Here is a 26,104-nt window from a genome sequence, read left to right as displayed (position 1 = left end):
GTTGTAGAAGCAAGCTTCCACAACAACCCCGCTCGACTTGCATGTATTAGGCACGCCGCCAGCGTTCGTCCTGAGCCAGGATCAAACTCTCCATTAAAGACCAACCGAAGTTGGTATATAGAAAGAGCGATATGCTCATTTTGAAACTGACGAGATAAAATATCTCATTGTTCGCTTCCATTTTATACAGCCTGACGGCATGTACCAAAATCTCAGCGTTGGATTTTATAAACAAAATCCGTACTCACTCGTTGTTCAGTTTTCAAAGATCAAACATTTCTTTTTGTCAATTCAGCTCGTTGCCTTATCAACTCTTATATCTTATCATGTCCGAACCAACTTTGCAAGCATTTTTTTAAAATCTTTTTTGTAACACTCGCTCGCAATATTGTATTTCTTGGCCGGAATTAGAATATATCATACTAGGTATTTAAATGCAACATTTTTATTAAATTGTTTGCCTCGAAATACCTGGTTACTCATTACAATTCAAGTTCAAAGTCTGATTTTTCTTTAATATTGATGATTTGACAAAGAAAGGATGGGTAAAAAATGATATGAGAACCTTCGCCATAACCACCACCCTCTTTAATAGAGAATAGACGGATATTACGGAACTTCATTTTGATGGTTTACCTGAAATCTTCAGCAAGCTTACAAATTACACGTAGGCAATTTTGTATCATATAACATTAGCTGATGATTAATTAACAGTATAGAGGAGTAGATCTTGTAATGAAGCAACGAAGACGAACATGGACGAGAATTGTGTTTTTTGTCATCTCTTGCTTACTACTTGTCGTTATCTCTGGGTTTGTTTATGAGTGGATTGCATCCAAACAGGATAAATTGCAATATCCTCCTCTGGGGAAAATGGTTGACGTCGGAGGCTATCGACTCCATATTCGCAAACTTGGTAGCGGCACTCCGACAATACTGCTTGAATCGGGAAGCGGGGAAAGCAGCTTGTCCTGGAGGGATATTCCTGAAAATCTTTCATCATTCGCCACCGTTGTATCCTATGACCGGGCAGGCTATGCCTGGAGCGAGGAGGCTGCTACTCCACGCACCGGGGAAAACATCGTTCGAGAGCTTCATCTCGCCTTAAAGAATACAGACATCCAGCCTCCTTATATCCTTGTAGGCCATTCTCTCGGGGGCATGTACTCAAGGCTGTACGCACAAACGTACAGTGATGAGGTGGCAGGATTGGTCCTTGTGGATGCTAGGCCTGAGAATGACGCACGCCGGACAAATGAGATTTATGCCAAGGAACGACCTAAGGTCAATCCCTCGCCGTTAATATCCATTCTTCTAGAAAGGTCGGGGGCTTTTCGTCTGTTCCCTAATTTTATTCTAACTGGTCGTGTCGAGCATCAGGATAGAAAATCGTTTGTGAATATTGTCGCTTCACCCAAATACTTTCGATCTGTTGCCGAGGAGGGTGATCTGGCGAGCACGACCGAAAATGCCATACGTGGGCAACATTTGGGAAACCTCCCTGTGCGTGTGATTGCCCGGGGCATCCAGCAAAATTTGACTCAGTTCGGTATTAGTAAGCGCGGGAATGAGCAGATCGAACAAAGCTGGCAAATGGGGCAGCGTGAGATGCTCAACATCTCTACAAACAGCAAATTTATTGTTGCCAAAAAGAGCGACCATATGATTATTCATGATCAACCAGAGCTTGTCATTCAAGTCATCCGTGAGCTAATCTCCAATATCAATCACCCACGGTCAACCGTTGCTAAAACAAACACAGATGATTAGATACTCTACATGTTGATGGTTGCAAAAAACACAAAAGACGCCCGAGTTCCTTCTATATAAAGGAACCCGGGCGTCTTTACTGCCCAAAACTTATTATTGTTGATTAATCTTAGGACAATATGGGCTTGTTTTTAGATGATGCTTCTGCGACCTTGCCAAGTATCTGTCTCAGCACTTTAGCATTCTCCCCAACATAACCGGGATCAAGCAGCACATCGTGCGTACCGATAACTCCGTATTCTTCGTATTGACCAAGCGTCGCCTGTTGCCATAGCAATTTATCTGATGATGTCACCGGACCAATACTATCGTCTTCTGCAACCAAGGCATGGATATTGGCCTGAACTTCACCTGCGTTAATAAGCTCATTCCGATAGATGGAGTAGATCAACATTTTGTCTTTGACTCGCTTCCTGTCGGATGGATCGGCCAAGAATGCTTTGTACTGATCCCCAATGCTGTCCAACACCGTCTCAACGATCTCTTCAAGCTGCTCCGGCGTCGATTCATCCTTGGACGTCTTTCTCATAGCATCCACCATAATAAGGTCGCTGACCTGATGACCTCGGCTTTCCATGGCTTTAGCCACCTCGAAGGCCAGATTCCCTCCGAGTGAGTATCCGAGGAAGACATAAGGTCCCTCTGCTTGAATACCCACGATGGCATCCATGTATCGATCCAGCATGTCTTGACTCCCAAAACGATCGCCGATGAATTCCAGCCCGTATACCTCACAATGTCCTTCCAGCTCTCTAGCCATCTCATAGTAACCCAGAGAGTAGCCGACCCGAGGAGGGAAGCAAAATACTTTAAGCGTGCCTTTGCCTGGGAAGTGGATAATTTCCATTTCTTCTTCATCAGGAACATCTTTTGTCCGCAGCTTGGATATTTCATGTGCCATTTGCTCCACTGTCGGAAGATTGAACACGAGTTGGAGCGGGAGCTGGACACCCATGCTGGACGAGATCTTCTGGATCAATCCCAATACTTTCAGGGAATGGCCCCCAAGTTCGAAGAAATGATCCTTGACTCCGATTTCCTGCACACCGAGTACCTCGGACCAAATCTGCGCCAGTTCTACTTCAGTCGGCGTACGCGGCGGGATATACTCCGCTGTGCTCCGCAGGAGTGCTTCCGGTGCCGGCAGCGCTTTGCGATCCAATTTGCCGTTCGGATTCAGCGGCATTTGTGCCAGCTGTACGAAAGCAGTCGGAATCATGTAGCTTGGCAGTTCGCTGGCCAGTGCTTCACGTAATACGTTGGCTGCAAGTCCCTCTTCAGCCACAAAGTACGCGCAAAGCTGAGTACTTCCAGTAGCATCAGCCAGTGCAAGGACGACCGCTTCCTGCACAGATGGCACTTTAAGAATTTGTGCCTCCACTTCTCCCAGTTCAATGCGGTAACCCCGGATTTTTACCTGGTGATCGATCCGCCCCAAATACTCAATATTCCCGTCTGGCAGCCATCGGGCCAAATCGCCTGTCCGGTAAATCCGTGCTCCCGGTTTGTACGGGTGAGGAATGAACTTCTCTGCCGTCAGGTCCGGCTGGTTGAAATACCCTCGCGCTACCCCTTCGCCTGCAATGCAGAGTTCTCCCGGTACACCCACAGGTGATACCTGAGAAGCACTGTCCATCATCCATACTTGGACGTTAGCGTACGGCTTACCGATAGGCACATGCGTTAGAGCAGCAGTCTCAAGACTCGTTGTATATCGGGTCGCATATACGGCCGCTTCCGTAGGACCATAGATGTTCTCCAGCACTGCGTATGGAGATACTTTATAGTACTCTTCCACAAGTTTGGCGGGCAGCGTCTCACCGCAGGCCAACAGGTATTTCAAAGTAAGGAATCCTTGGCTGCCGCCTTCTTTCAAATATTGAACAAGAACACTGAGCATCGACGGCACCAGATTGAGATGCGTGATACGGCTCGTATCCACGGCCTCCAGCAGTGCCACCGGATCTTTGTCCACGCCCTGCGGCAGGATCACGAGGGTTCCCTGCCCAAAGAACCAGCAGAACAGCTCCGGCACGGAGAAGTCAAAGGTGAATGTCGTTTTAAGCAGGAATCGGTCACCTGCCAACATCGGATATTCAGCTTCCAACTGACTCAGCGTATGGACGGCAGAGCGATGCTCAATCATTACACCTTTCGGCTTGCCAGTTGAACCTGACGTGTAAATAATATACGCCAGATGCTCCGGCCCTGCGAGTGGCTCCAGATTCGAGTCATCAGCATGATACGCCTGCGGGTCATCAAGTGCCAGGAGCGTGCCAGCAAACGGAAAACGATCTTTGAGATGGTTTTTCGTCAGCAGAAGCTTCGCACCCGAATCCTCCAGCATGTGGCGAATACGATCTTCCGGGAATTCCGGATCAATCGGTACATAGGCCCCACCCGCTTTTAGAATGGCATGGATGCCAATGATCATCTCAAGCGAGCGCTCAACCATGATGCCGACTGGCTGGTCCGGTTTGACCCCTTGGTCACGCAACGTACGTGCGAGGCGGTTCGCCTGCTGATGAAGTTCTCCGTAGGTAAGCTTCGTTTCGCCATAGATAAGTGCTGTACGATCCGGTGTGAGCGCCGCTTTTTCCTCAAATATGCCGTGAAGGGTCTTCTCACGCGGATAAGGAGTTGCTGTATCGCCCCACACCTCTATAATCTGCGATTTCTCTTCTGGCGTGATCAGCTCCAGCTCATCAATACGAATGGCAGGATGAATAGATACATTTCCCAGAATTTTCATCAAATGCCCTTGAATCCGTTCCACGCTCTCCCGATCATAGACGCGGGCATTGTAACGGTACAAGAACTCCAGATTACGACCCGGCAGCACAATGAGGTTAAAATCATAATTCGTCTGTTCAAACATCTGAACATCCGTAATTTTGTATTCAGCCTCTTCACTGGCAATTTTCTCTTCCAGATGCTCCTCTACCGGATAATTCTCGAATACCATAATGTGGGAAATTAAATCTTGCTTCTGTTCGCTCTGTGCTTGAATCTCATAGAGCGGATAGGAATCATAAGCATGTCCTGCCAAATATAATTCCTGCTGTCTTTTCATCACATGGGAGAACGTATCGCTTCCCTCGGCCTGTACCCGAACCGGAACCGTATTAATGAAGAGACCGATCATGCTTTCGATACCTGGAATCTCGGCAGGTCTTCCCGATACCACACTTCCGAAGACGACATCCTGACTTCTATTGTAGCGCTGCAACACGATTCCCCATGCTGCTTGCATCAGCGTGTTCATCGTTACCTGGTTCTGCTTGGCCACTTGTTCCAGCCGCTCGGTCAGCTCCGCATCCAACGTGAATACAAGCTTCTCTGATACGTAGGCTTCTGCTTTTGCCAATGGCTGTGTTGTCGCTTGCGGCAGCTTCGTCTGCTGTTCGTAACCTTCCAGATAACCTCTCCAGTAAGAGGATGCCTCTTCCTCACCTTGCTCCTCCAGCCATTGAATATAATGACTGTACGATACAGCAGCAGGAAGCTCAGGCTCCCTTTGCTCACGCAGAACCCCGTACGTTTCAAACACTTCCTGAAGCACAAGAGGCATACACCAGCCATCCAAAATGATGTGATGAGAGCTCCACAGCAGATGGTAAGCCTCTTTTGCCGTCCGTAGAATGGTCACTCGCAGCAATGCTCCTTCGGCAAGATCAAAGCCTCTTGCTTTGTCCTGAGCAGTATAAGCTGCAAGACGCCCTTCAATTTCATCGGATTCCAGCTCGTGCAGGTCCTCGTATACGAAGTCACACGCTCTTTCTTTGAACACAATCTGTATAGGGAAATCGCCCCATCCGGCATGGAAATTCGTTCTCAAAATGGCATGCCGTTTCATCAGATGCTTTAAGCTGCGTTTGAAATCCTCAGGATAGAATGCTCCGTGAATTTCAAATTTGGCCTGCTCAAAGTAGACTTCCGAATGAGGCTCCAGCAAGCTGTGGAACAACATTCCCTTTTGCATCGGTGTCAGTTTATAAATATTTTCAATGCTGCCGATATGCCGTGTCTGCTCTTCCAGCTCCTCGATTTTTCCCAGGCTGATATCTTTGAGGAGTACATCGCTTGGTGTAAGTTCCGTTCTTTCCTTTCGTACACAATGTCCAATGACTTCGCTGAGACAGTTCTTCAGGATGCCGACAAACTTCTCTACCGACTCCGTGTGGAACTGCTGACGGTTATAGCTGACCGAAAGTTGAAGTCGTCCTTCGGCAATCAGTCCATTAATGTTCAATGCCTGATGCTGTACCATCTGCTCACTGACCTCAGATCCTACTGAGTAAGGCGATACCTCCATCATTCCCCCTGCAAGATCCTGGTCGAACTGTCCCAGGTAGTTGAAGATAATCTCCGGTTCAGCCGAGAAGGAGGAGACATCGGATACGTCGCTCAAATATTTCAAAATACCATATCCGACACCTTTGTTAGGAATGTGACGCAAGCCTTCCTTGACACGCTTGATTCTAGCGCCGATCTCCAGCTCCTCTTTCATCTCAAGGGCGACAGGGTATTGACTTGTAAACCAGCCTATAGTACGAGTGATATCCAGTTCAGGTACAACAGGCTCCCGTCCATGTCCTTCCAGAAGGATGCCTATACGTTCAATCCCAGTCCACTCGTGAACAGCCATGCCGAGGGCCGTCAGGAGCAAATCGTTAACTTCTGTGTTGTAAGTGCGGTTCGCCTCTTTCAGGAACTGCTCTGTCTCTTCTGGTGACCATCTCACCGTAACAGTCTCGCTGTCTTTGATGAGAAGAGCGTCGTCTACCTTGTCTTTTGGAAGAGGGGCGAAGCCATCCCCTTCTACCTTTGCCCAATAGCTGCGTTCTTGTTCAGCCGCCGGACTGTTCGCATATTGTGTGATTCCCTCAACCCATGCACGGTACGAATCCGTCTTCTGCGGAAGCTTGACAGCTTCTCCGCGTGCTGCCTGCTCGTAGCCTTCCTGCAGGTCCTCAAAGAGGATGCGCCAGGATACGCCATCAACAGCCAGATGATGAATAACGATTAACAGATGTTCGCCTTCCGCGCAGCGGAACAGGCCCAATCTTAAGAGAGGTCCATCACCGAGAGAGATGCTGCGCTGAATGGCTTCCGCACCTGCTTCTATTGCCGAAGCCGGGTCTGTTTCATCCCGCAGATCGTGGATCTGGAGGCTATAAAGCTCACCCTCACCTAAGCTGCGGTTCCAGGCTTCAAACCCCCGCTCTCCTTGGCGGAACACCAGTCTCAGTGCATCATGATGTTCTGCAATTTTCCGAACAACCTTGGCGAGCGCATCAGTATTGAAGCCTTCCCGTCTGTACAACATGACCGACTGATTAAAGTGGTGCAGGTCCGTCGACTGCTCGTCGAAAAATCTGCGCTGGGCAGGTCCCAGTCTTACCGCTCCGTGTACCTCGCTCTGATCTGCAATTCGGCTGACTGCATTAACGCGCTGGGCCAGCTCTGCAATGGTTGGATAGCCGAACAAATCCTTCATCTCAAGTTTATAGCCTGCGTGGAGAAGCCTTGAGGACACTTGAATCGATTTGATCGAGTCGCCTCCAAGTTCAAAGAAATTGTCATGTATGCCGACAAGCGGAACACCTAGCACACCCTGCCAGATCGAAGCCAAAATGTTCTCCACATCCGTCCGCGGAGCAGTAAAGGCCGCGCCCGCTTTCACACCCGAGTTCGGTTCAGGCAGTGCCTTACGGTCCAGCTTGCCATTCGGTGTCAAAGGCATCACGTCCAGTTGGACGAAGTAGGACGGGATCATATACGCAGGCAGTCCAGAAAGTTCGTTCCGCAGCTCACTGACAGACATTTCCCGATCAGCTACGAAGTAGGCACACAGAGACTTCTGTCCATGGGCATCTGCCCACGCAACAACGAGAGCTTCCTCTACAAGTGGAATATCCTGCAGCTTGGCCTCAATCTCACCAAGCTCTATACGATAGCCCCGTATTTTAACTTGATGGTCAATACGTCCAATGTACTCAATGTCTCCATTAGGAAGACGACGGGCCAAATCCCCGGTTCGATACATATTTCCTTCCGAGGCGAACGGGTCTCTAATGAATTTTTCTGCGGTAAGCTCAGGACGGTTCAGGTATCCGCGGGCTACCCCGTCCCCTGCGATGTACATTTCGCCCTCCACGCCTAATGGCACGAGACGAAGTTGTTCATCTAGGATATGGATGTATATGTTGTCTGCTGGCAATCCAATAGGTACGGATTCACGTGTATCCTTCACAGGATCGTACAGGTGAATCATGCAGCCGACGACCGTTTCGGTTGGACCGTATTCATTGTAGATTTTGATGTTGCCGCCAAAGAGATCTGTGATGGTTTGCGACAAATGTGTGGTCAAATTCTCTCCACCCACAATGAGCTGCTGAATGCGACTTTCCGCCGGGATGGTCATATCTTTAATAAGGCTGAGATGAGTCGGCGTCAGCTTGAGAATGTCCACCGCATTTTCGCGCAAAATATGCTGAACAACCTCCGCTTTATCTATACCATCGTAAATCCGTACTAATCCTCCGTTAATTAATGGAGTGAAAATTGATGTCAGCGTCAGGTCAAACGAAATGGACGAGTACAGCGGAAAATCTGTTGGTTTCCCTGCACAGTAGACCTTATTGGCCCACCAGATGTAGTTCACGATCCCTTTATGGTTAATCATGGTTCCCTTCGGATTCCCTGTTGTACCCGAGGTATAGATTAAATACACCAGATCGTTTCCTCTCACAGGCAGATCAGGGTTATCCACCCCGTTGCCGTAGATGTGCGGGGAATCCAATTCCATAACCGTTCCCTCAAAGGAGGCCAGCTCCGTCAAGTGGCTCTGTGTGAGCAAAATTCCAGCGCCAGAATCCTTCAGAATATACTGAATCCGTTCCTGCGGATATTCAGGATCAATAGGTACATAGGCCCCGCCCGCTTTGAGCACACCCATGATGGCGACAAGCAGTTCTACAGACCGATCCGCCAACAGACCAACCACTTGTTCACTCCGAAGTCCCTGAGCGATCAAGGTGGAGGCCAATCTGTTCGCCTGCTCGTTCAGCTCCCGATACGTGACCTGAATATCGCCGTTAACAGCTGCAATCTTATCTGGCGTACGGACAACCTGCTCTTCAAACAAGGTATGCAGACCCTGATCGCTTGGATAGGTGTGGGCCTTGCCGTCCCAGTCTAGCAGTTTCACCCGTTCCTCAGATGTTACAATCTCCAGCTCCTCTATGGTCGCCTGCGGACGAGTAGCTACCTGATCGAGCATTTGCATCAAGTGTCCACCGATTCGTGCAATGCTTTCTTGTTCGTAGACCAAAGCATTGTAACGTATGCAGACCTTGATATCCTCGCCTGGAATCACAACCAGGTTAAAGCCATAGTTCGTTTGTTCAAACATGGTAAAGTTCGCGACTTCGAGATTGTCCTCATTTTGATTACCCGACTGTTCCACCTGTTCGTCGAGCGGATAATTTTCAAAGATCATAATATGAGTAATCAGGTCCTGCTTTTGGGTTGTTTTCCCTTGAATCTCATATAGTGGGTAGGTGTCGTAAGCACGGCCTGCCAGCGATTGTGCCTGTGTACGTTTCATGACCTCGACAAAGGCTTCGTCTTTGGAGGACTGTACACGGATAGGTACTGTATTAATGAACAGACCCACCATATTTTCGATACCTGCAATCTCAGCCGGTCTACCTGACACAACGCCGCCGAAAACCACATCCGAGCTGGCATTATAACGTTGAAGAATCAGTCCCCAAGCTGTCTGCATTAAGGTGTTGACGGTCACGTGGTTTCGCTTCGCCACAACATCCATTTTATCGGTCAAGGATGCACCCAGATGGAGAACATGCTCATTTAGAACATAGCCCGCTTCTTTAGCTTGAGATTTCGTCTTGCCTTCCGGCAATACGGTATTCCCATCATAGTCCTCGAGGTATTGGCTCCAATATGTTGAAGCTTCTTTATCATCCTGTGCATCAAGCCACTCAATATAACGGCTATAAGGCTGAGCTGGCGGTAGCACAGGCTGTAATTGCTGTTTCTTGGCAGAATAATAATCGAACAGCTCCTGTGTAATGATCGGGATACACCAGCCATCCATGACAATATGGTGGAAGCTCCACAATACAAGACAGCTTTGCTCCTTCTGCAAGACGGTCACTCGCATCAGCGGATCTTCCGACAAGCTGAACCCCTTAGCCATATCCTCAGCCGTGTGAGCTTTGATCCGGGCTTCTTGTTCCTGCATAGATGCGTCGCGCAAATCTACGTAGTGCAGAGGGATTGGCCGTTGCTTAAAGACAACTTGCAGCGGTAAATCACCAATGTTGTTGTAAAAGCTGGTACGTAGTATGGCATGTCTTTGCACCAAAGCCTGGAAGCTCTCGAAGAAGGTATCTACATCGAAGCTGCCTCGCAACTCGAACGTAGCCTGCTCGAAGTATGAAGAGGAGTCTGGCTCCAGCAGGCTGTGAAACAGCATCCCCTTCTGCATTGGCGTAAGCTTGTACACATCTTCAATCTCTCCAATGTGGGCCGTCTGCGCTGTAAGTCGATCAAGCTGCTCCAACGTTAATCCCTGGAACAAAACATCACTTGGTGTAAGCTGTGAACGCTCCTGCGCCACACAATGTCGGATGACCTCGCTAAGGCTGGACTGTAATAATTCAGCAAAATGATTCACCGTCTCCTTGCGATACTGCCTGCTGCTGTACGTAACCGTCAGTGATAGCTGGCCTTCGGCAATCATGCCATTCACATCCAGAGCATACTGCTGCGGTGTGTGGTCGCTGAGCGCCTTACCGACTGAATGTGTGGATAGGCTGAGGGCATTCCCCTCCAAATCCTGATCAAACTGTCCAAGATAGTTGAAGGAAATCTCCGGCTCTACGCCGAACTCGCCACTTTTCTCCCGTGCCATATATTTCAGAAGGCCGTAGCCGATTCCTTTGTGCGGAATCTGGCGCAAATTCTCTTTGATACGCTTGATTCGTGCTGATACTTCCTGTCCGTCTTGAAGGTTCAGCAGAACCGGGTACTGGGTTGTGAACCAGCCCACGGTACGGGTGATATCCAGTTCAGGTATAATCATTTCCCGTCCATGACCTTCAAGATTGACCAAAATCTGCTCCATGCCTGTCCAGCGCTGTATTGCTGCCCCCAGAGCAGTCAAGAGCAAATCATTCGTCTCCGTATGATACGCCCGGTTCGCTTGTCGCAGCAGCAGGTCCGTTTCTTCCGCAGACCACGTTACCGTTACCGACTCGGTATCCCGAATGGTGCCCGGCTCCTGATCCTTATCCTTTGGCAGTGGAGCCAAAATCGCCTCCTCGATCTGCTGCCAGTATGCACGCTCCTTGTCCAGAGCAGGCCCTGCTGCATACTTCGCCGCTTGCTCAGACCATACAAGATACGAATCGGTCTTTTGAGGAAGAACGATTGCTTGTCCATTCAACGCCTGCTCGTATCCCGCTGCGATATCCTCAAACAGAATGCGCCAGGATACGCCGTCAACCAAGAGGTGATGGATGACAATCAACAAATGATCACCATCGTCACAATGGAACAAGCCTAGCTTGAGCAGTGGGCCGTCTTCCAGGTGAAAGCTTGCCTGGATGCCATCGGCTTTGGCCTGAACGGCAGCTGCCTGGTCTTCTGCCTGCCGCACATCAGCGATGTCCAATGTGTAGAGCTCACCTTCGTCCGTTCCCCGATTCCAGGCTGCATATCCAGCTTCTGTAGAACAGAAGACCATACGCAGCGCGTCATGGTGGGTAGCAATTTGGGTCACCGTCAATCGGAGTGCAGCCTCATCAAAGCCGTCTTTCCGATAGAGCATAACGGCATGATTGTAATGATGCGGCTCCGCTGTATGGCGTTCAAAGAACCAACGCTGAATTGGCATTAACTCTGCTGCACCTTGGATCTCGCCCTGTTCTGCTGTGCGTCCGGCTTCCTGAAGATACGGGCTTAGCTCGGCAATTGTCGGATATTTAAAGAGATCCTTCATCTCTAGCTTATACCCGGCTTGGAACAATCTCGAGGATACCTGGATCGCTTTGATGGAGTCACCACCCAGGTCGAAGAAATGATCATGGATGCCGACCTGCTTCGCTCCCAATACACCTTGCCATACGGACGCCAGAGCTTCCTCAGCCTTCGTCCTTGGCGGTTCATAAACCGCTCCTGTCTGCACATTGGCCTCCGGAGCGGGAAGCGCCTTGCGATCCAGCTTGCCATTTGGCGTCAATGGCATCTGTTCCAATTGCATGAAGTAAGACGGAATCATATAAGCTGGCAGTTCAGCAGCCAAGACTTTTCTCAATTCGCCTACCGTCAGCATCTGATCGGCAGTGAAATAGGCGACAAGCACCTTTTGTCCACTTCCATCCTCACGGGCGAGCACAACGGCCTCCCTTACAGACGGAGCATGGAGCAGCTTCGCTTCCACTTCGCCCAGCTCGATACGGTAACCACGGATTTTAACCTGATGGTCAATCCGTCCCAAATACTCCATGCTGCCATCAGGCTGCCAGCGTGCCAAGTCACCCGAGCGGTACATGCGCTCGCCCGCTTCAAACGGATGAGCGACAAACTTCTCTTCCGTCAATTCCGGTCGGTTCAGATAGCCTCGCGCCAGGCCTACGCCCGCCACATAGAGTTCACCCGGAATGCCAATCGGCTGTGGTCGGCGTTGTTCATCCAAAATGTAAGCACGTAGCGTCGGAATCGTGATGCCGATATTGCTGCGGCCCTGTTCAATTTCCAGCTCTGTAATTTCCTTGTATGTTACATGTACGGTCGTTTCGGTAATGCCGTACATGTTGATGAGCTGCACTTGCGGATACTTCGTTCTCCAGTCCTTGAGCAAGGCCGGGCTTAATGCCTCTCCACCGAAGATAATCATGCGGAGGCTCAGCTCTGCCGCGTGATGAGCAAGCTCTTCCTGTAGTAACTGGTAGAAGTATGTCGGCGTCTGGTTCAAGACGGTGACCTTCTGGTCCTTAAGCAATTGCAAGAAACGATCCGGACTCTTCGCGGTAAGCGATGGAACGATGACCAGACGTCCTCCGTTCAGCAATGCCCCATACATCTCCCATACGGAGAAGTCAAAGCAGAATGAATGGAACAGTGTCCACGTATCCTGAGGACCGAAATCAAACATATTTTTATCATTAAAGAGCAAGCGAACTACATTTTTGTGCTCGATCAGCGTTCCCTTTGGCTTGCCTGTCGTACCCGATGTGTAGATGACGTAGGCAAGATGCTCCGGTCCGGCTGTAGGCTTCAGGTTTGAGATATCTTCCTTGTAGGAAGCCGTCCCGTCCAGATTGATGATGTCCCCGGCGAAGGAGACGCGTTTCTCGAGATGCGCTTGTGTCAGCAGTAGCTTGGCTCCCGAATCCTCAAGCATAAAGCGAATGCGGTCCTCTGGATATTCAGGGTCCACAGGGACATAGGCCCCGCCCGCCTTCAAAATGGCCAAAATCCCGACCACCATTTCAAGGGAACGATCCGCCATGATTCCAGCCAAACCATCTGGTTGGAGGCCACGCTCGCGGAGCGTTCTGGCAAGTCTGTTTGCCCGTTCGTTCAGCTCGCTGTAGGACAGGGTTGCCTCTTCACATACGACTGCTACTGCATTCGGAGTACGAGCAGCTTGTTCCTCGAACAACGCATGAATCGTCTTGTCACGAGGATAATCTGCTCTGGCTTCGGCCGACTTCTGCATCAGCTTTGATTTTTCCTGAGGTGTCACGATATCAATGGATGACAACGGCAGTGCCGGATTGGCGATGGCTTCCCGAATAAGCTGTACAAAGTGGCCTGCCATCCGCTCAGCAGTCTCTTGCTTGTAGATCGCAGTCGCGTACTCAAGCGTGCAGTTCAATGCCCCGTCTGCTTCACTCACGGTCAGCGTAAGATCGAACTTGGCAGCCGGATGTACATTATCGTAAGGAGTGAAGCGCAATCCCTCTATTTCTTGTTCTCCCTGCTCGATATTTTGCAGGACAAACATGGTATCAAATAGTGGGTTACGGCTCAAATCACGCTGAAGCTCCAGCTTTTCTACCAGCTCCTCGAACGGGTAATCCTGGTTTTCATAGGCCTGCAGCGCTGTTTCCTTCACTTCCTGCAAATAAGCCTCGAAAGGCTTCTCTCCTTCTGGATAAGTACGAAGTGCCACTGTGCCGACGAACATACCGATGAGGCCTTCGAGTGTCGCATGGGATCTTCCTGCCACAGGTGAACCGACGATGACATCTTCCTGACCTGTGTACTTGTGCAAGAGCGCTGTATAGGCTGCCAGCAGTACCATGAACAGAGTGGAACCCGTTCGGGTAGCCAACTCCTGAAGTGAAGCACTCAGAGAAGAATCAATTTGGAAGTCGATTCGATCGCCCGCAAAGCTTCGCACCGCAGGACGGACTTCATCCCCCGGCAAATCCAGCACTGGCAAGCTTCCGCGGAATGCATCCAACCAATAAGCTTCCTGGGCTTTGAGACGTTCGCTACCGAGTTGCTCCTGCTGCCATACCGCATAGTCTGTGTACTGGATCTGTAGAGCAGGTAATAAGTCCTCCTCTTGATAGAAGCGGAGAAACTCTTCTATGAGAATATTCATAGAAACACCATCTGAGACAATATGATGCATATCAAACAACAGTAAATGACGCTCATGCGCAATCCGGATGAGGCCGACCCGCAGCAATGGAGCCTCGCCAAGATCAAAAGGACGGACAAATTGCTGAAGGGAAGCTTCTGCCTCCTTCTCGCTCAACTCCGCATATTCCACAGTAAACGGCACATCTGTTAGGAACTGCTGTACGGGTTCACCGTTAACAGTCACAAAACGGGTACGCAGCGAACCATGGCGTTGAATCAGACGACGGAATGCCTGCTCCAGCCGTTCCCGATCCAAGGCCCCCTCAACCGTAAGGATACCCGGCATATTGTAGCTCAGCTCTCCGCCTTCCAGCTGACTTAGAATAAACAGCCGTTTTTGGCTTGAGGACAATGGATAGTGCTCACGCACGCCCGCTGTGGGAATTTCTTCAAAATCCAGCGGTGTATAGCCCTCAATGGCATGAGCCAATCCTTCAATGGTAGGAGACTCGAACACTTCTCTCAGACTAATTTCGCGATTCATTTCCTTGCGAATTCGTGAGACTAGCAGGGCTGCACGCAGTGAATGACCTCCAAAATGGAAGAAATTATCCTTCACTCCCGCGTTCTCTACACCCAACACTTCTTGCCAAATTTCAGCTAATTGAATTTCCACAGGTGTCTTCGGAGCTACAGATGAAGCAGCTACCCATCCGTGTTCTCCCTGCAACGCTTTTCGATCGATTTTTCCGTTCGACGTCAGAGGCATATCCTCCAGTTGTATGAAGCGGGAAGGGATCATATATCCAGGTAACATCTCCGACAGAACTGCCCGGAGCTCGGATACCTCCAGCTTCCGAGCGGCTACGAAGTAAGCGACCAGATCCTTCTGACCGTCATCGCCTTCCACAGCCATGACCACGACTTCCTGTACGGACTGCACTCTGAGCATTTGTGCTTCTACCTCGCCAAGCTCGATCCGGTAGCCGCGGATTTTGACTTGGTGATCTATTCGGCCCAAGTACTCGATGGTACCATTCGGTAACCAGCGAACCAAGTCACCCGTTCGATACATACGCTCCCCTGGAGTAAACGGATTTCCCACAAACTTCTCATCCATTAACGCAGGCCGGTTATGATACCCCCGTGCTAACCCGATACCCGAAATGCATAGCTCTCCAGCCACGCCGGCAGGCAACAATCTGAAATGGTCATCCAAGATGTACACACTATGGTTAGCAATAGGTCGTCCAATAGACACAATATCCGTTGCTTCCTCACTGTCCGGGACAGACCAGATTGTGGTGCACACAGAGTCCTCCGTTGGGCCATAGCCATTAGAGTAACGTACATGCTTCCTCCACTCTTCGATCAACTCGACAGATGCGGCCGATCCGGCGGTAAGCAGGCATCGCAGTGCGGGCAGACGCTCTGGCTCAAGGTGGATAGCATAAGCGGGCGGCAGAGTCGCTATCGTAATTCCCTTGTCGTTTATGAACTGCTCAAACAAGGCATAATCCAAAATGTCTTGTGTAGAAGGGATGCACAGAGCAGCCCCTTGGCTTAGTGCCGTTAAAATTTCCGAAACCGATGCATCAAATGACAAACTTGCAAACTGAACGATTCGGTCCTGCGGTGTAACTTCGAAGAGTGCCCCGTATACGTCCGAAAGATTTTGCAGTCCCCGATGTTCAACTAATACGCCCTTAGGCTGACCCGTCGTACCTGAAGTATAGATCACGTAAGCCAGATCATCCGGACCAGCAGTATCCTTCAAATTCGAGGTGTCGGCATCATATGTCGATGGTTCATCCAGCAGCAAAACATTTTCCGTCCATCCAAGATGCTCCAGGAGACGGGTCTGTGTAAGGATCAGCTTCGCCCCGGAATCTTCAAGCATGTAACTGATTCGTTCTTTCGGATACTCTGGATCGATTGGAACATAGGCACCCCCGGCTTTCATAATGCCGTAGATTCCAACGATCATTTCGAGCGAACGTTCAGCAATCAGTCCCACCAGATCTCCCGTGTTGATCCCCTGAGTACGGAGCCTTCTCGCCAATCCATTGGCTTTTGCATTGAGCTCGGCATAGGTCAGCATCTCGTCCTCGAACAGAATGGCAGTCGCGTCTGGCGTTCGTCCCGCCTGTTCCTCCAACAGCCCGTGGAACGTGCTACAGTGCTCGTAACTGACTTTCGTGTTTCCCCATACGTTCAGAATCTGTTCTCTCTCCTGCGGCGTGACCAATTCTAGAGCATCCACGGAAATGGCAGGGTTCTCTACAATTTGTTCCATGAGGTGAACCAGATGTCCCTTGATTTGCTCAATCGTCTCTTGATCATAAACAAGTGCATTGTACTGGAACAGCAATCTCATCTCTTCGCCAGGGAGGACAATTAAATTAAAATCGTAATTCGTTTGCTCAAGAAGCTCCGCCTCCTCAATCTCAAAGGCTGCCTCGCCACCACCCAGACGCTCTACCTCCTCCTCAACAGGATAGTTCTCAAATACCATAATATGTGAGATTAGATCCTGCTTCTGATCGGTCTGAGCCTGAATCTCAAACAGCGGGTAGGTGTCATACATATGAGAAGCCATATATTGTTCCTGCTGCTGCTTCATCAGAACTGTGAAGGGGAGATTTTCTTCCGTCTTCACACGAACGGGAATTGTATTGATGAACAAACCGATCATCCGATCAATGCCCGGAATTTCTGCTGGTCTGCCTGATACTACACTTCCGTACACGACATCCCGGCTACCGTTATAGCGTTGAAGCGCAATGCCCCAGATGGATTGCAGCAATATATTCATCGTGACATGAGCGTCTCTGGCTACCTTTTCCAGACGCCCGGTCAATTCCCTGTCGAGGGTGTAATTCAGCTTCTCTGATAGATAACCTTCCCCTTTACTTGCTTCCCCGACTTGAGGTAAAAGCGTCTGCTGGTCATAACCAGCCAGATAACGGCTCCAATAGTTGGCCGCAGCTGCTTCATCCTGCTGTTCCAGCCATTCGATGTATCGACTATACGGCTGAACCTCCGCCAATTGAGGTGCTCTTCCTTCCAGGAGGGCAAAATAATGCTCAAATACCTCCTGCGTAATTAACGGAACACACCATCCATCCATGACGATGTGGTGAAAGCTCCACAAGAGACGGAAGCTATCTTCACCTGTGCACAAAATCGAAACACGGAGAAGCTCATCTTCAGACAGGTTGAAGCCCTGTGCTTTGTCCTTTGCAGCAAACGTCTTCAAATAAGCTTCCCGCTGTGTTGCGTTCATCTCCCGCAGATCTTCGTACACCAGCTTGGCGCCTCTGTGCCGAAATACAACCTGTAAAGGCTCCTTGCCCCATCCGCTGTAAAAGTTCGTGCGCAGAATGGCATGACGCTCCACCACTGCATCCAGACTTTGTCCGAAGGCGGTCGGATCAAAGCTACCCTTAAAGTCAAAGGCAGCCTGCTCAAAATAAGCACCTGTATGCGGCTCAAACATATCATGGAACAGCATGCCCTTCTGCATCGGTGTCAGACTATATACATTCTCAATATCGCCAATGTGGCTGGTTTGCTTAGAAAGCTCTTCCAAATCAGCAATGCTCAGCCCTTTCGCAAGCACGTCGCTTGGTGTTAATACCGATCTCTCTTGGGTTACGCAATGATGAAGAAGCTCGCGCAAGCTGTCTTCAATATATCCAGCGAGTTGTTCCATCGTAGATGACTTATACTGTTTTCCGTTATAAGTAATCGTCAGAGTCAGGGCTCCGTCCGTCACCATGCCATTGATATCTAGCGTATAGGCTGGTTCCTCCAACAAGCTTTGGGCGCTTCCGGTCGGATAAGGAGAAATCTGCAACGAGCTTCCCTGCAAATCCTGATCAAATTGCCCCAGGTAGTTAAAAGAAATCTCAGGCTGCAAGCTGAAGCTGTCTGCGTCCACCTGACTTGCCATGGTTTTGAGTAACCCATATCCGATGCCTTTGTTCGGAATTCGGCGCAGCCCTTCTTTCACAGATTTGATCAAGGCTGCCACTTCCGGGTCATCGCCCAAGTCTAAAATCACCGGATATTGGCTTGTAAACCAGCCGACGGTACGGGTAATGTCGATATTCGGTATAATCGGTTCACGACCGTGGCCTTCGAGATTCACAGCAATCTTTCCAATGCCGGACCACTTGGATACCGCCATGCCCAGAGCGGTCAATAGCAGATCGTTCGTCTCCGTTTGGTAAGCACGGTGGGCTTTTCTCAGCAGTTGGTCGGTTTCTTCTACAGTCCATTGTGCTGTTACCACTTCGCTATCCCGTAAAAGAAGGCTTTCTACAGCCTCATCCTTCGGTAACTGCTCAAGTTGCTGTCCTTCCAGGTCTCTCCAATACGCCTGATGAATTTCGATTTCCGGGCTTTCCGAATAACGGGAAAGAGCATCACCCCAGTCACGGAAAGCGTCCGTCTTCTGCGGGAATGTCAGCACTTGTCCTTGAGTCACCTGTTCATAGCCCGCTGCGATATCCTCGAACAAAATCCGCCAGGACACTCCGTCCACCACCAAATGGTGGATCACGATCAGGAGATGGTCTCCATCCTGGCAATGGAAAAGTCCTAGCTTCAACAGCGGACCCTCTGACAGATTGATGCTGCGCTGAATGTCGTCCGACAACACCGTAATGGCTGCGACCGGATTGGATTCATTCCGTAAATCAGCGGTTTGCAGGCTATAAAGCTCTCCTTCTTCAAGACCACGATTCCAAGCCTCGTAGCCTTGTTCTGTCTGACGAAAAACCATGCGGAGGGCGTCATGATGCTGGGCGAGTTTTCTCAGCACATGGTGCAAGGCCTTTTCCTCAAATCCCTGTTCACGGTACAGCATGACCGCTTGATTGAAGTGATGCGGCTCTGCCTGCTTCCGTCCAAAGAACCACTGCTGGACTGGAGTCAAGGAGGCCGATCCACGCACAGTTCCTTGTTCAGCCATGTGCACAGCCGTTTGTATTTGCGCGCTTAGCTCCGCAATGGTTGGAGATTTGAACAGTTCCTTCATCTCTAACCGATAACCAGCCTGTAGTAACCGTGACGAAACCTGAATGGCCTTAATGGAGTCTCCTCCCAATTCAAAGAAATTGTCATGGATCCCCACCTGCTCGGCACCCAGCACCCCTTGCCAAACAGACGCCAAGGCTTCTTCCGCCGGTGTACGGGGAGCCGTATACTTCCGTCCCGTATGCGCACCCACTTGGGGAGCCGGCAGAGATCTGCGGTCCACTTTTCCGTTCGACGTTAATGGCATACGATCCAACTGCACAAAATAGGACGGGATCATATAACCCGGAAGTACCTGCGATAGAGCAAGACGCACTTCTCCTGCGGTGAGCATGCGATCCGCCACATAATAAGCGCAAAGCTGCTTCTCTCCAAGCTCATCCGCGCGAACGACTACTACAGCGTCGATGACCGTCTCCACCTTGGTCAACTGAGCCTCGATTTCGGTGAGCTCAATGCGGTAACCGCGTATTTTGACCTGTTCATCGATTCTTCCTTTAAATTCCAGATCGCCATCCGGAAGCCAGCGTACCAGATCGCCAGTTCGGTAGCAGAGCTCTCCGTCCTTCACAGGACTAGGGACAAATTTTTCTGCCGTGAGATCAGGCCGATTGAGATATCCGCGCGCTACACCTTCTCCGCCGACAATCAGTTCACCCCAAGCACCAATGGGTTGTAATTGAAGCGATCCATTGACTACATAAGCGGTCGAGTTACTAATCGGGCGACCAATCGGCACTCCCCCTTCAAAACGACCCGGAATCTTGTAGGTGGTGGAGAAGGTAGTATTCTCTGTCGGACCATAGCAATTGACAGGGACAAGATCAGGATTGGCCTCGGTCACACGGTTCATATGAGATATGGACAGTATGTCACCGCCGACCAACAATGTTTTCAGCCCTCTAAACAGGTACTCATCCTGCAGTGAAAGCTGATTAAAAAGCGGTGAAGTGAGCCACAACGTCGTAATCCCGTACTTGGCGATGGCAGCTTTGAGCCTATCAGCAATCAGAATGTCGTCGTTCTCTACGAAATAGAGCTGTCCGCCGTTAAGCAACGCCCCCCATATCTCGAAAGTAGAAGCATCGAAGGCCACGGCTCCTGTTTGCAAAATTCGTGTGGATTCATTCAACTCCACATAGTTAGTTTCTTTGACCAGACGGACCACGTTCCGGTGTTCAACCATAACGCCCTTCGGCCTACCTGTGGTTCCCGATGTATAAATGACATAAGCAAGCCCCTGTGACCCCTGGGCAGTCTCCAGCTGGGCAGGTTCAGCTGTATAAGCCTCTTCACTGCTGAGGTCGACAATTGGTAAACCGTAGTCTACACTTACAAACTCACCCTTTTGCACCAGTAGTAGCTTAGCGCCGGAATCATCGAGCATATAACGAACCCGGTCTTCCGGGTATTCGGGATCAATAGGCACATAGGCTCCACCCGCCTGTAGTATCGCGAGCATACCAATAACCATCTCGATGCTTCGTCCGCCCATCACGGCCACTGGCTGCTCCCTCAGTGTTCCCAAGCGACGCAGTGTTTGGGCCAGCCGCCCCGCCTTCTCTTCCAATTCGAGGTAGGTTAGCTGGTCGTTGCCGAATACAAGCGCCGTCTGCTCCGGTGTACGCTTTACTTGCTCTGCGAACAGCTCATGAATAGTCTTCTCACGTGGATAAGGAGCCGATGTCGCGTTAAATACTTCAATGATCTGCACCTTCTCCTCTGGTGTGATCATCTCAATCTCCGCCAGCTTTAACTGGGGATTGACAGCGACCGCCTGCAGAACCCGAAGCAAGTGCATAGCCAGTCGCTCTACACTCTCTCGCTGATATAAAGCCGTGCTATACTCCAAACCAAAAGCTAGCTCTGCCCCCTGCTCCTCTACATTGAGTGACAGGTCAAATTTGGCTGTAACGGTCTCCAGCGGGTAAGGAGTAAAACGCAGCCCGCCCATGTCCTGCTCTGCCTGCTCCGTATTTTGCAATACCAACAGAGTATCAAAGAGTGGATTGCGGCTGACATCACGTCCTATACCCAGCTTCTCAATCAGTTTTTCCAAAGGATAGTCCTGATGCTCGAACGCCTTGAGCGCCGTTTCCTTGATTTCGAGAAGATAATCCTGAAATGTCTTATCTCCCGCCGGGTAGCTGCGCATAGCCAGTGTATTGACAAACATCCCGATGATGCTCTCAAGCTCCGCTTGCGGTCTTCCGGCCACCGGAGAACCTACGATGATGTCCTCCTGCCCCGTATATTTGTGCAACAGGACCGAATAAGCAGCCAGCAATACCATATACAGCGTAGTACCTGTACGGGATGCGAGTTCCTGTATTGCCTTATTGCCGGATGCATCCAATGTAAAATCAATTCGGCTACCCTCGAAGCTGCGAACAGAAGGTCTTTGATAATCCGTAGGCAAATCAAGTACAGGCAGTTCCCCTTCAAAAGCCTGCAGCCAGTATGCTTCAAGCTCTTTCCACTGGTTCTCTGAATGCTCCCGTTGCCATACAGCATAATCCTTGTACTGGATGTGCAGTTCTGGCAGCTGTTCTCCCTGATACAATGAGGTGAGTTCTTCCACCAGTATTTGAATGGAAACCCCATCCGAAATGATATGGTGCATATCAAACAGCAACAGATGACGTTCCTCTTCCAGCTTCACCAAGCCAACACGCAGTAATGGGGCCTGGCTGAGATCAAAGGCACGGATAAAGCTGCGTACGAGCGTATCCGTCTCCTCCACCGAAGCTTCTGTGTAGTCCAACACGAACGGCACATTCCTATGCACACGCTGAACAAGCTCTCCATCCTTCATATAGAAGCTGGTTCTCAGGGATTCGTGACGCTGGATCAGTGCCTGGAACGCAGATTCCAGCCGAACGCGATCCAACGGCCCGTCCACTGTGAATGCTCCAGGCATATTGTAGCTGAGCTCTCCTCCGTCCATTTGTCTCAACACATATAACCGCTTCTGTGCTGAGGACACGGGGTAAGCTTCGCTTTCCTCCGCCCGTGGGATGGATTCATACACGGTCGGAATGCGTTCTTTCACCAGTCGTGCCATGGACTCGACCGTAGGCCACTGAAACACTTCCCGCAACGAAAGGCTGCCCCCCAACTCTTTTTGAATCCGTGAAACGAGTAATGTCGCCCGCAAGGAATGACCACCAATTTCAAAGAAATTATCTCTAACGCCCACGCGGGCAACTCCCAAAATATCCTGCCAGATTAGCGCTAGCTGGGCTTCCGCAGCAGTTCTCGGAGCCAAATAATCCTCGCTGGATTGTGTACTACCCTCAGGAGCTGGCAGAGCGCGACGATCCAGCTTGCCATTTGGCGTAAGCGGCATTTGCTCCAGCCGGACAAAATAAGAGGGGATCATATAAGCTGGTAGTTCCGCCGCCAACTGAGACCTCAATTCGCTCGGCGAAAGGTCGGTGGAGGCCACGTAGTAGGCGCAAAGCAATTTTTGTCCCTGTTCGTCGTCCCTTGCAAGGACAATCGTTTCCCGTACATTCGGAACCTTGAGAATTTGGACTTCCACCTCGCCAAGCTCAATTCGGTAGCCACGAATTTTGACTTGATGGTCGATCCGGCCCAAATATTCGATATTATCATCAGGCAACCAGCGAGCCAGATCGCCGGTACGGTACATCCGCTCTCCCGCCCGAAATGGATGTTCTACGAATTTTTCAGACGTCAACTCTGCACGGTTCAAATACCCTCGGGCAAGACCGTCGCCCGCGATGTATAGCTCCCCCGGGACCCCGACAGGCTGCAGACGTCTTTGCTCATCGAAAATGTAAGCGCTAAGTGTCGGAATTGTTCTGCCAATATTGCTTTTCCCCGCTTCAATCTCACGTTCCGTGATTTCCTTGTAGGTGACATGGACCGTTGTTTCCGTAATTCCATACATATTAATCAGTTGCACATCAGGATACTTGACCCGCCAGTTTTTCAGAAGAGATGGGCTTAAAGCCTCTCCACCAAAAATGATTTTTCTAAGGCTAAGCTCTGTCGAAGAGTGCGCCAATTCTTCCTGTAGCACCTGATAAAAATACGTTGGCGTCTGGTTCAAAATAGTGACTTTGTTATCTTTCAACAACTCCAGGAAAGCTGCTGGACTCTTGGCTGTGAGAGACGGAACAATCACCAATTTTCCTCCGTAGAGAAGGGCTCCATACATCTCCCAAACGGAGAAATCAAAGCAGAACGAATGGAATAGCGTCCACGTATCCTGAGCGCTGAAATCAAATAAATTTTTATCGTTAAAGAGCAGTCGAACTACATTTTTATGCTCGATCAGCGTTCCCTTCGGCTTGCCAGTTGTACCCGACGTATAGATGACATAGGCAAGATTGCTCGCCCCCGAAATGCTCTCCAGATTTGAAGTGTCCCCTGTATACGATGCAACTTCGTCCAGATTCACCAGCTTTCCGTCAAATGTGGTACTCTCCCATAGATGGCTTTGGGTGAGCAACAGATGGACTCCCGAATCCTCCAGCATATAATGGATACGTTCTTCGGGATAATCGGGATCAATCGGTACATAGGCACCTCCTGCTTTCAAAATGCCCATAATGCCGACGATCATCTCCAAGGAACGGTCCGCCATTATCCCTACGAGCGTATCTGCTCCTACTCCCTCGGAGCGCAAATATCTCGCAAGCTGGTTAGCCTGCTCGTTTAGAGCTAGATATGTAATGCTCTGCTCGCCCATCTGAACGGCAACATGATCTGGCATGCGCTCGGCTTGTTCTTCGAATAAGCCATGAATTGTCTTTTCACGCGGATAATCAGCTACAATCCCTTCCGAGAGAGCCAAAATGGATTGCTCATCCGCTTCTCCCAGCAGGGTTACCTCTGCGATGGGAAGCTGCGGTGCATGAATGATCTGCTCAGCGATCGTAAGCAACTGGGAAACCATGTCCGTTACTTCACTGCGTTCAAACAGCGTCGTCCGGTAATCGACATCCAGTACCAGCTCGCCTTCATCCAGGATCTCCACGATATGAAGCACGAAATCATTCACTTCGTCACCGCAGAAATCATAATCCGTCAAAATGCGCACCTCATCCAAATCAACCCAATTGATAAGGCGGTATTCCATTGAAACGCCAAAAAGCCGCTGAATATCCTTGTTACCATGCATTTCTCTAAGATCCTGAATTAACTGATTATATGGATACTTCTGATGCCGCAGGACTGACATCTGATCCCTGGCTACATCCTGCAGAAAGCTCAACACATCCATATCCTTTTCGACGTATGTTCTGGCTGCAGCCGTGCTGACGAACATACCTATCTTTTGCTTCTCTTTTTTGTTCCCCCGGTTAGCGAACGAAGTACCAATCACCACATCCGGCTGATTCGTCACTTTGTGTATGTAAATATACATCGCACCCATGAAGAACTGGAACAGAGAAATCCTGTTCTGTTGGCAAAATGCCTGCAGCTCGTGATACAGCACCTCTGGCACGGTAAAATGCTCCCGAACGGCGCGGGTGCTTAGAGATAATGGATTGTATGACTTCCAACCCGTAAGTTCAGGTAAATCAGAAAATTTATTCAGCCAGTATGTCTTGTCCTTTTGGTATCTGTCAGAAAGCTCGTATGCGTTCTCTTCTGCAATATATTGAATATAGGAGCAATCGTCATTCAGCGTCGGTTCATTTCCTTGGATGATCTGCATGTAAAATTCCGTCAATTGATTGCCATAGATCACCATTGAGATCCCGTCAGAAATAATATGGTGCATCTTGGTATTAATCCAATACTCATCCTCGCTAATCTTTACAATCAAAAACTGGAATAGCTCAGAATCCAGCAGTTGCAGGGGTTTGCTTTTGTGCTGCTCAAGTAAAGCTTCTACCTCTGATACACTTTCATAGTGGGTAAGGTCCAGATACTCCAACTGTCTCTCTTCATAAGGAACGACATACTGCTGAGGCACCCCATCCACTGAGGTGATACGAATACGGAACGCATCATACTGTTTGATAATCAAATTAATGGACTGCATGAAGGCAGCGATATGGATACGGCCCTTCATCTTGGCTGTACCGGAAAGCTGTGACACTGACGTATCTGGATAGAGTAATTCGGTATACCATATACGTTTCTGCGCATTTGTTAAATCATATAACTGCATGTCATTCATCTCGTTCACTCCTATTCCCTGATGTGAGTATCCTCCCGCTGCTACTGGCAGTCAGGAGGACAAAAGGACCGTTTAACGTGCGCTTCCTCCGCTTATTGATCAAGTGAAACAATTTCCTCCGCCTCAACCACCAAACGATCGCCTACAGAAGCCCGACCGCTTCCGAGTATATAGCCCCGCCGACGCTTGTTGACTTGAAAATGGAGATCAATTCGGTCCCCTGGCTTCGCCAAGCTATGGAATCGAACTCCATTAAGGTTGGTCAGATATGAAATACCTTTTTTGTCAATCGCAGCGAATGCCGCCAATTGTGCGAGCGACTCCACGATCAACATAGAAGGCATGTATGGATTAGCCTCTGTAATAAACCACTCACTCCAGGTGACAAGCTTGTACCCCTTCGCCCATTGCGATGTTTCGTACCCAGTCACGCCATCCAGCAGAAGAAACGGGTACCTGTGCGGAAGCACATCCGGGATATGAATTAGCTCTTCGCTCACA

The 26,104-nt window shown here is 49.8% G+C and carries 3 protein-coding genes and 1 rRNA gene; 1 reads left to right on the top strand and 3 read right to left on the bottom strand.

Going from position 1 to position 26,104, the window contains the following annotated elements; translation table 11 throughout:
- A 16S ribosomal RNA gene (locus QD47_RS10470) occupies positions 1–97 on the bottom strand; the annotation flags it as partial.
- Positions 98–735: 638 nt separating this feature from the next.
- Between QD47_RS10470 and QD47_RS10465 the strand changes: the two genes are divergently transcribed.
- Positions 736–1,770 carry an alpha/beta hydrolase gene (locus tag QD47_RS10465; RefSeq protein WP_044646071.1) on the top strand — a complete coding sequence of 345 codons (1,035 nt, stop codon included), beginning with the start codon at positions 736–738 and terminating at the stop codon, positions 1,768–1,770.
- 109 nt (positions 1,771–1,879) lie between these two features.
- Here QD47_RS10465 and QD47_RS10460 read toward each other — a convergent pair whose 3' ends face one another.
- Both QD47_RS10460 and QD47_RS10455 read right to left on the bottom strand, forming a co-directional pair.
- The gene (locus QD47_RS10460; RefSeq protein ID WP_044646070.1) at positions 1,880–25,603 is read right to left on the bottom strand and encodes a non-ribosomal peptide synthetase; all 23,724 of its coding nucleotides are present in this window, start codon (positions 25,601–25,603) and stop codon (positions 1,880–1,882) included.
- A gap of 92 nt (positions 25,604–25,695) precedes the next feature.
- A complete protein-coding gene (locus tag QD47_RS10455; protein WP_052646752.1) occupies positions 25,696–26,103 on the bottom strand; it encodes a 3-hydroxyacyl-ACP dehydratase FabZ family protein in 408 nt (135 codons plus the stop codon).
- Between the last annotated feature and the right edge of the window lies 1 nt (position 26,104).

This window comes from Paenibacillus terrae, from assembly GCF_000943545.1.
Classification (GTDB): domain Bacteria; phylum Bacillota; class Bacilli; order Paenibacillales; family Paenibacillaceae; genus Paenibacillus; species Paenibacillus terrae_A.
Note: the sequence above shows the minus strand (reverse complement) of the source record. Positions and strands in the feature narration are given on the sequence as shown.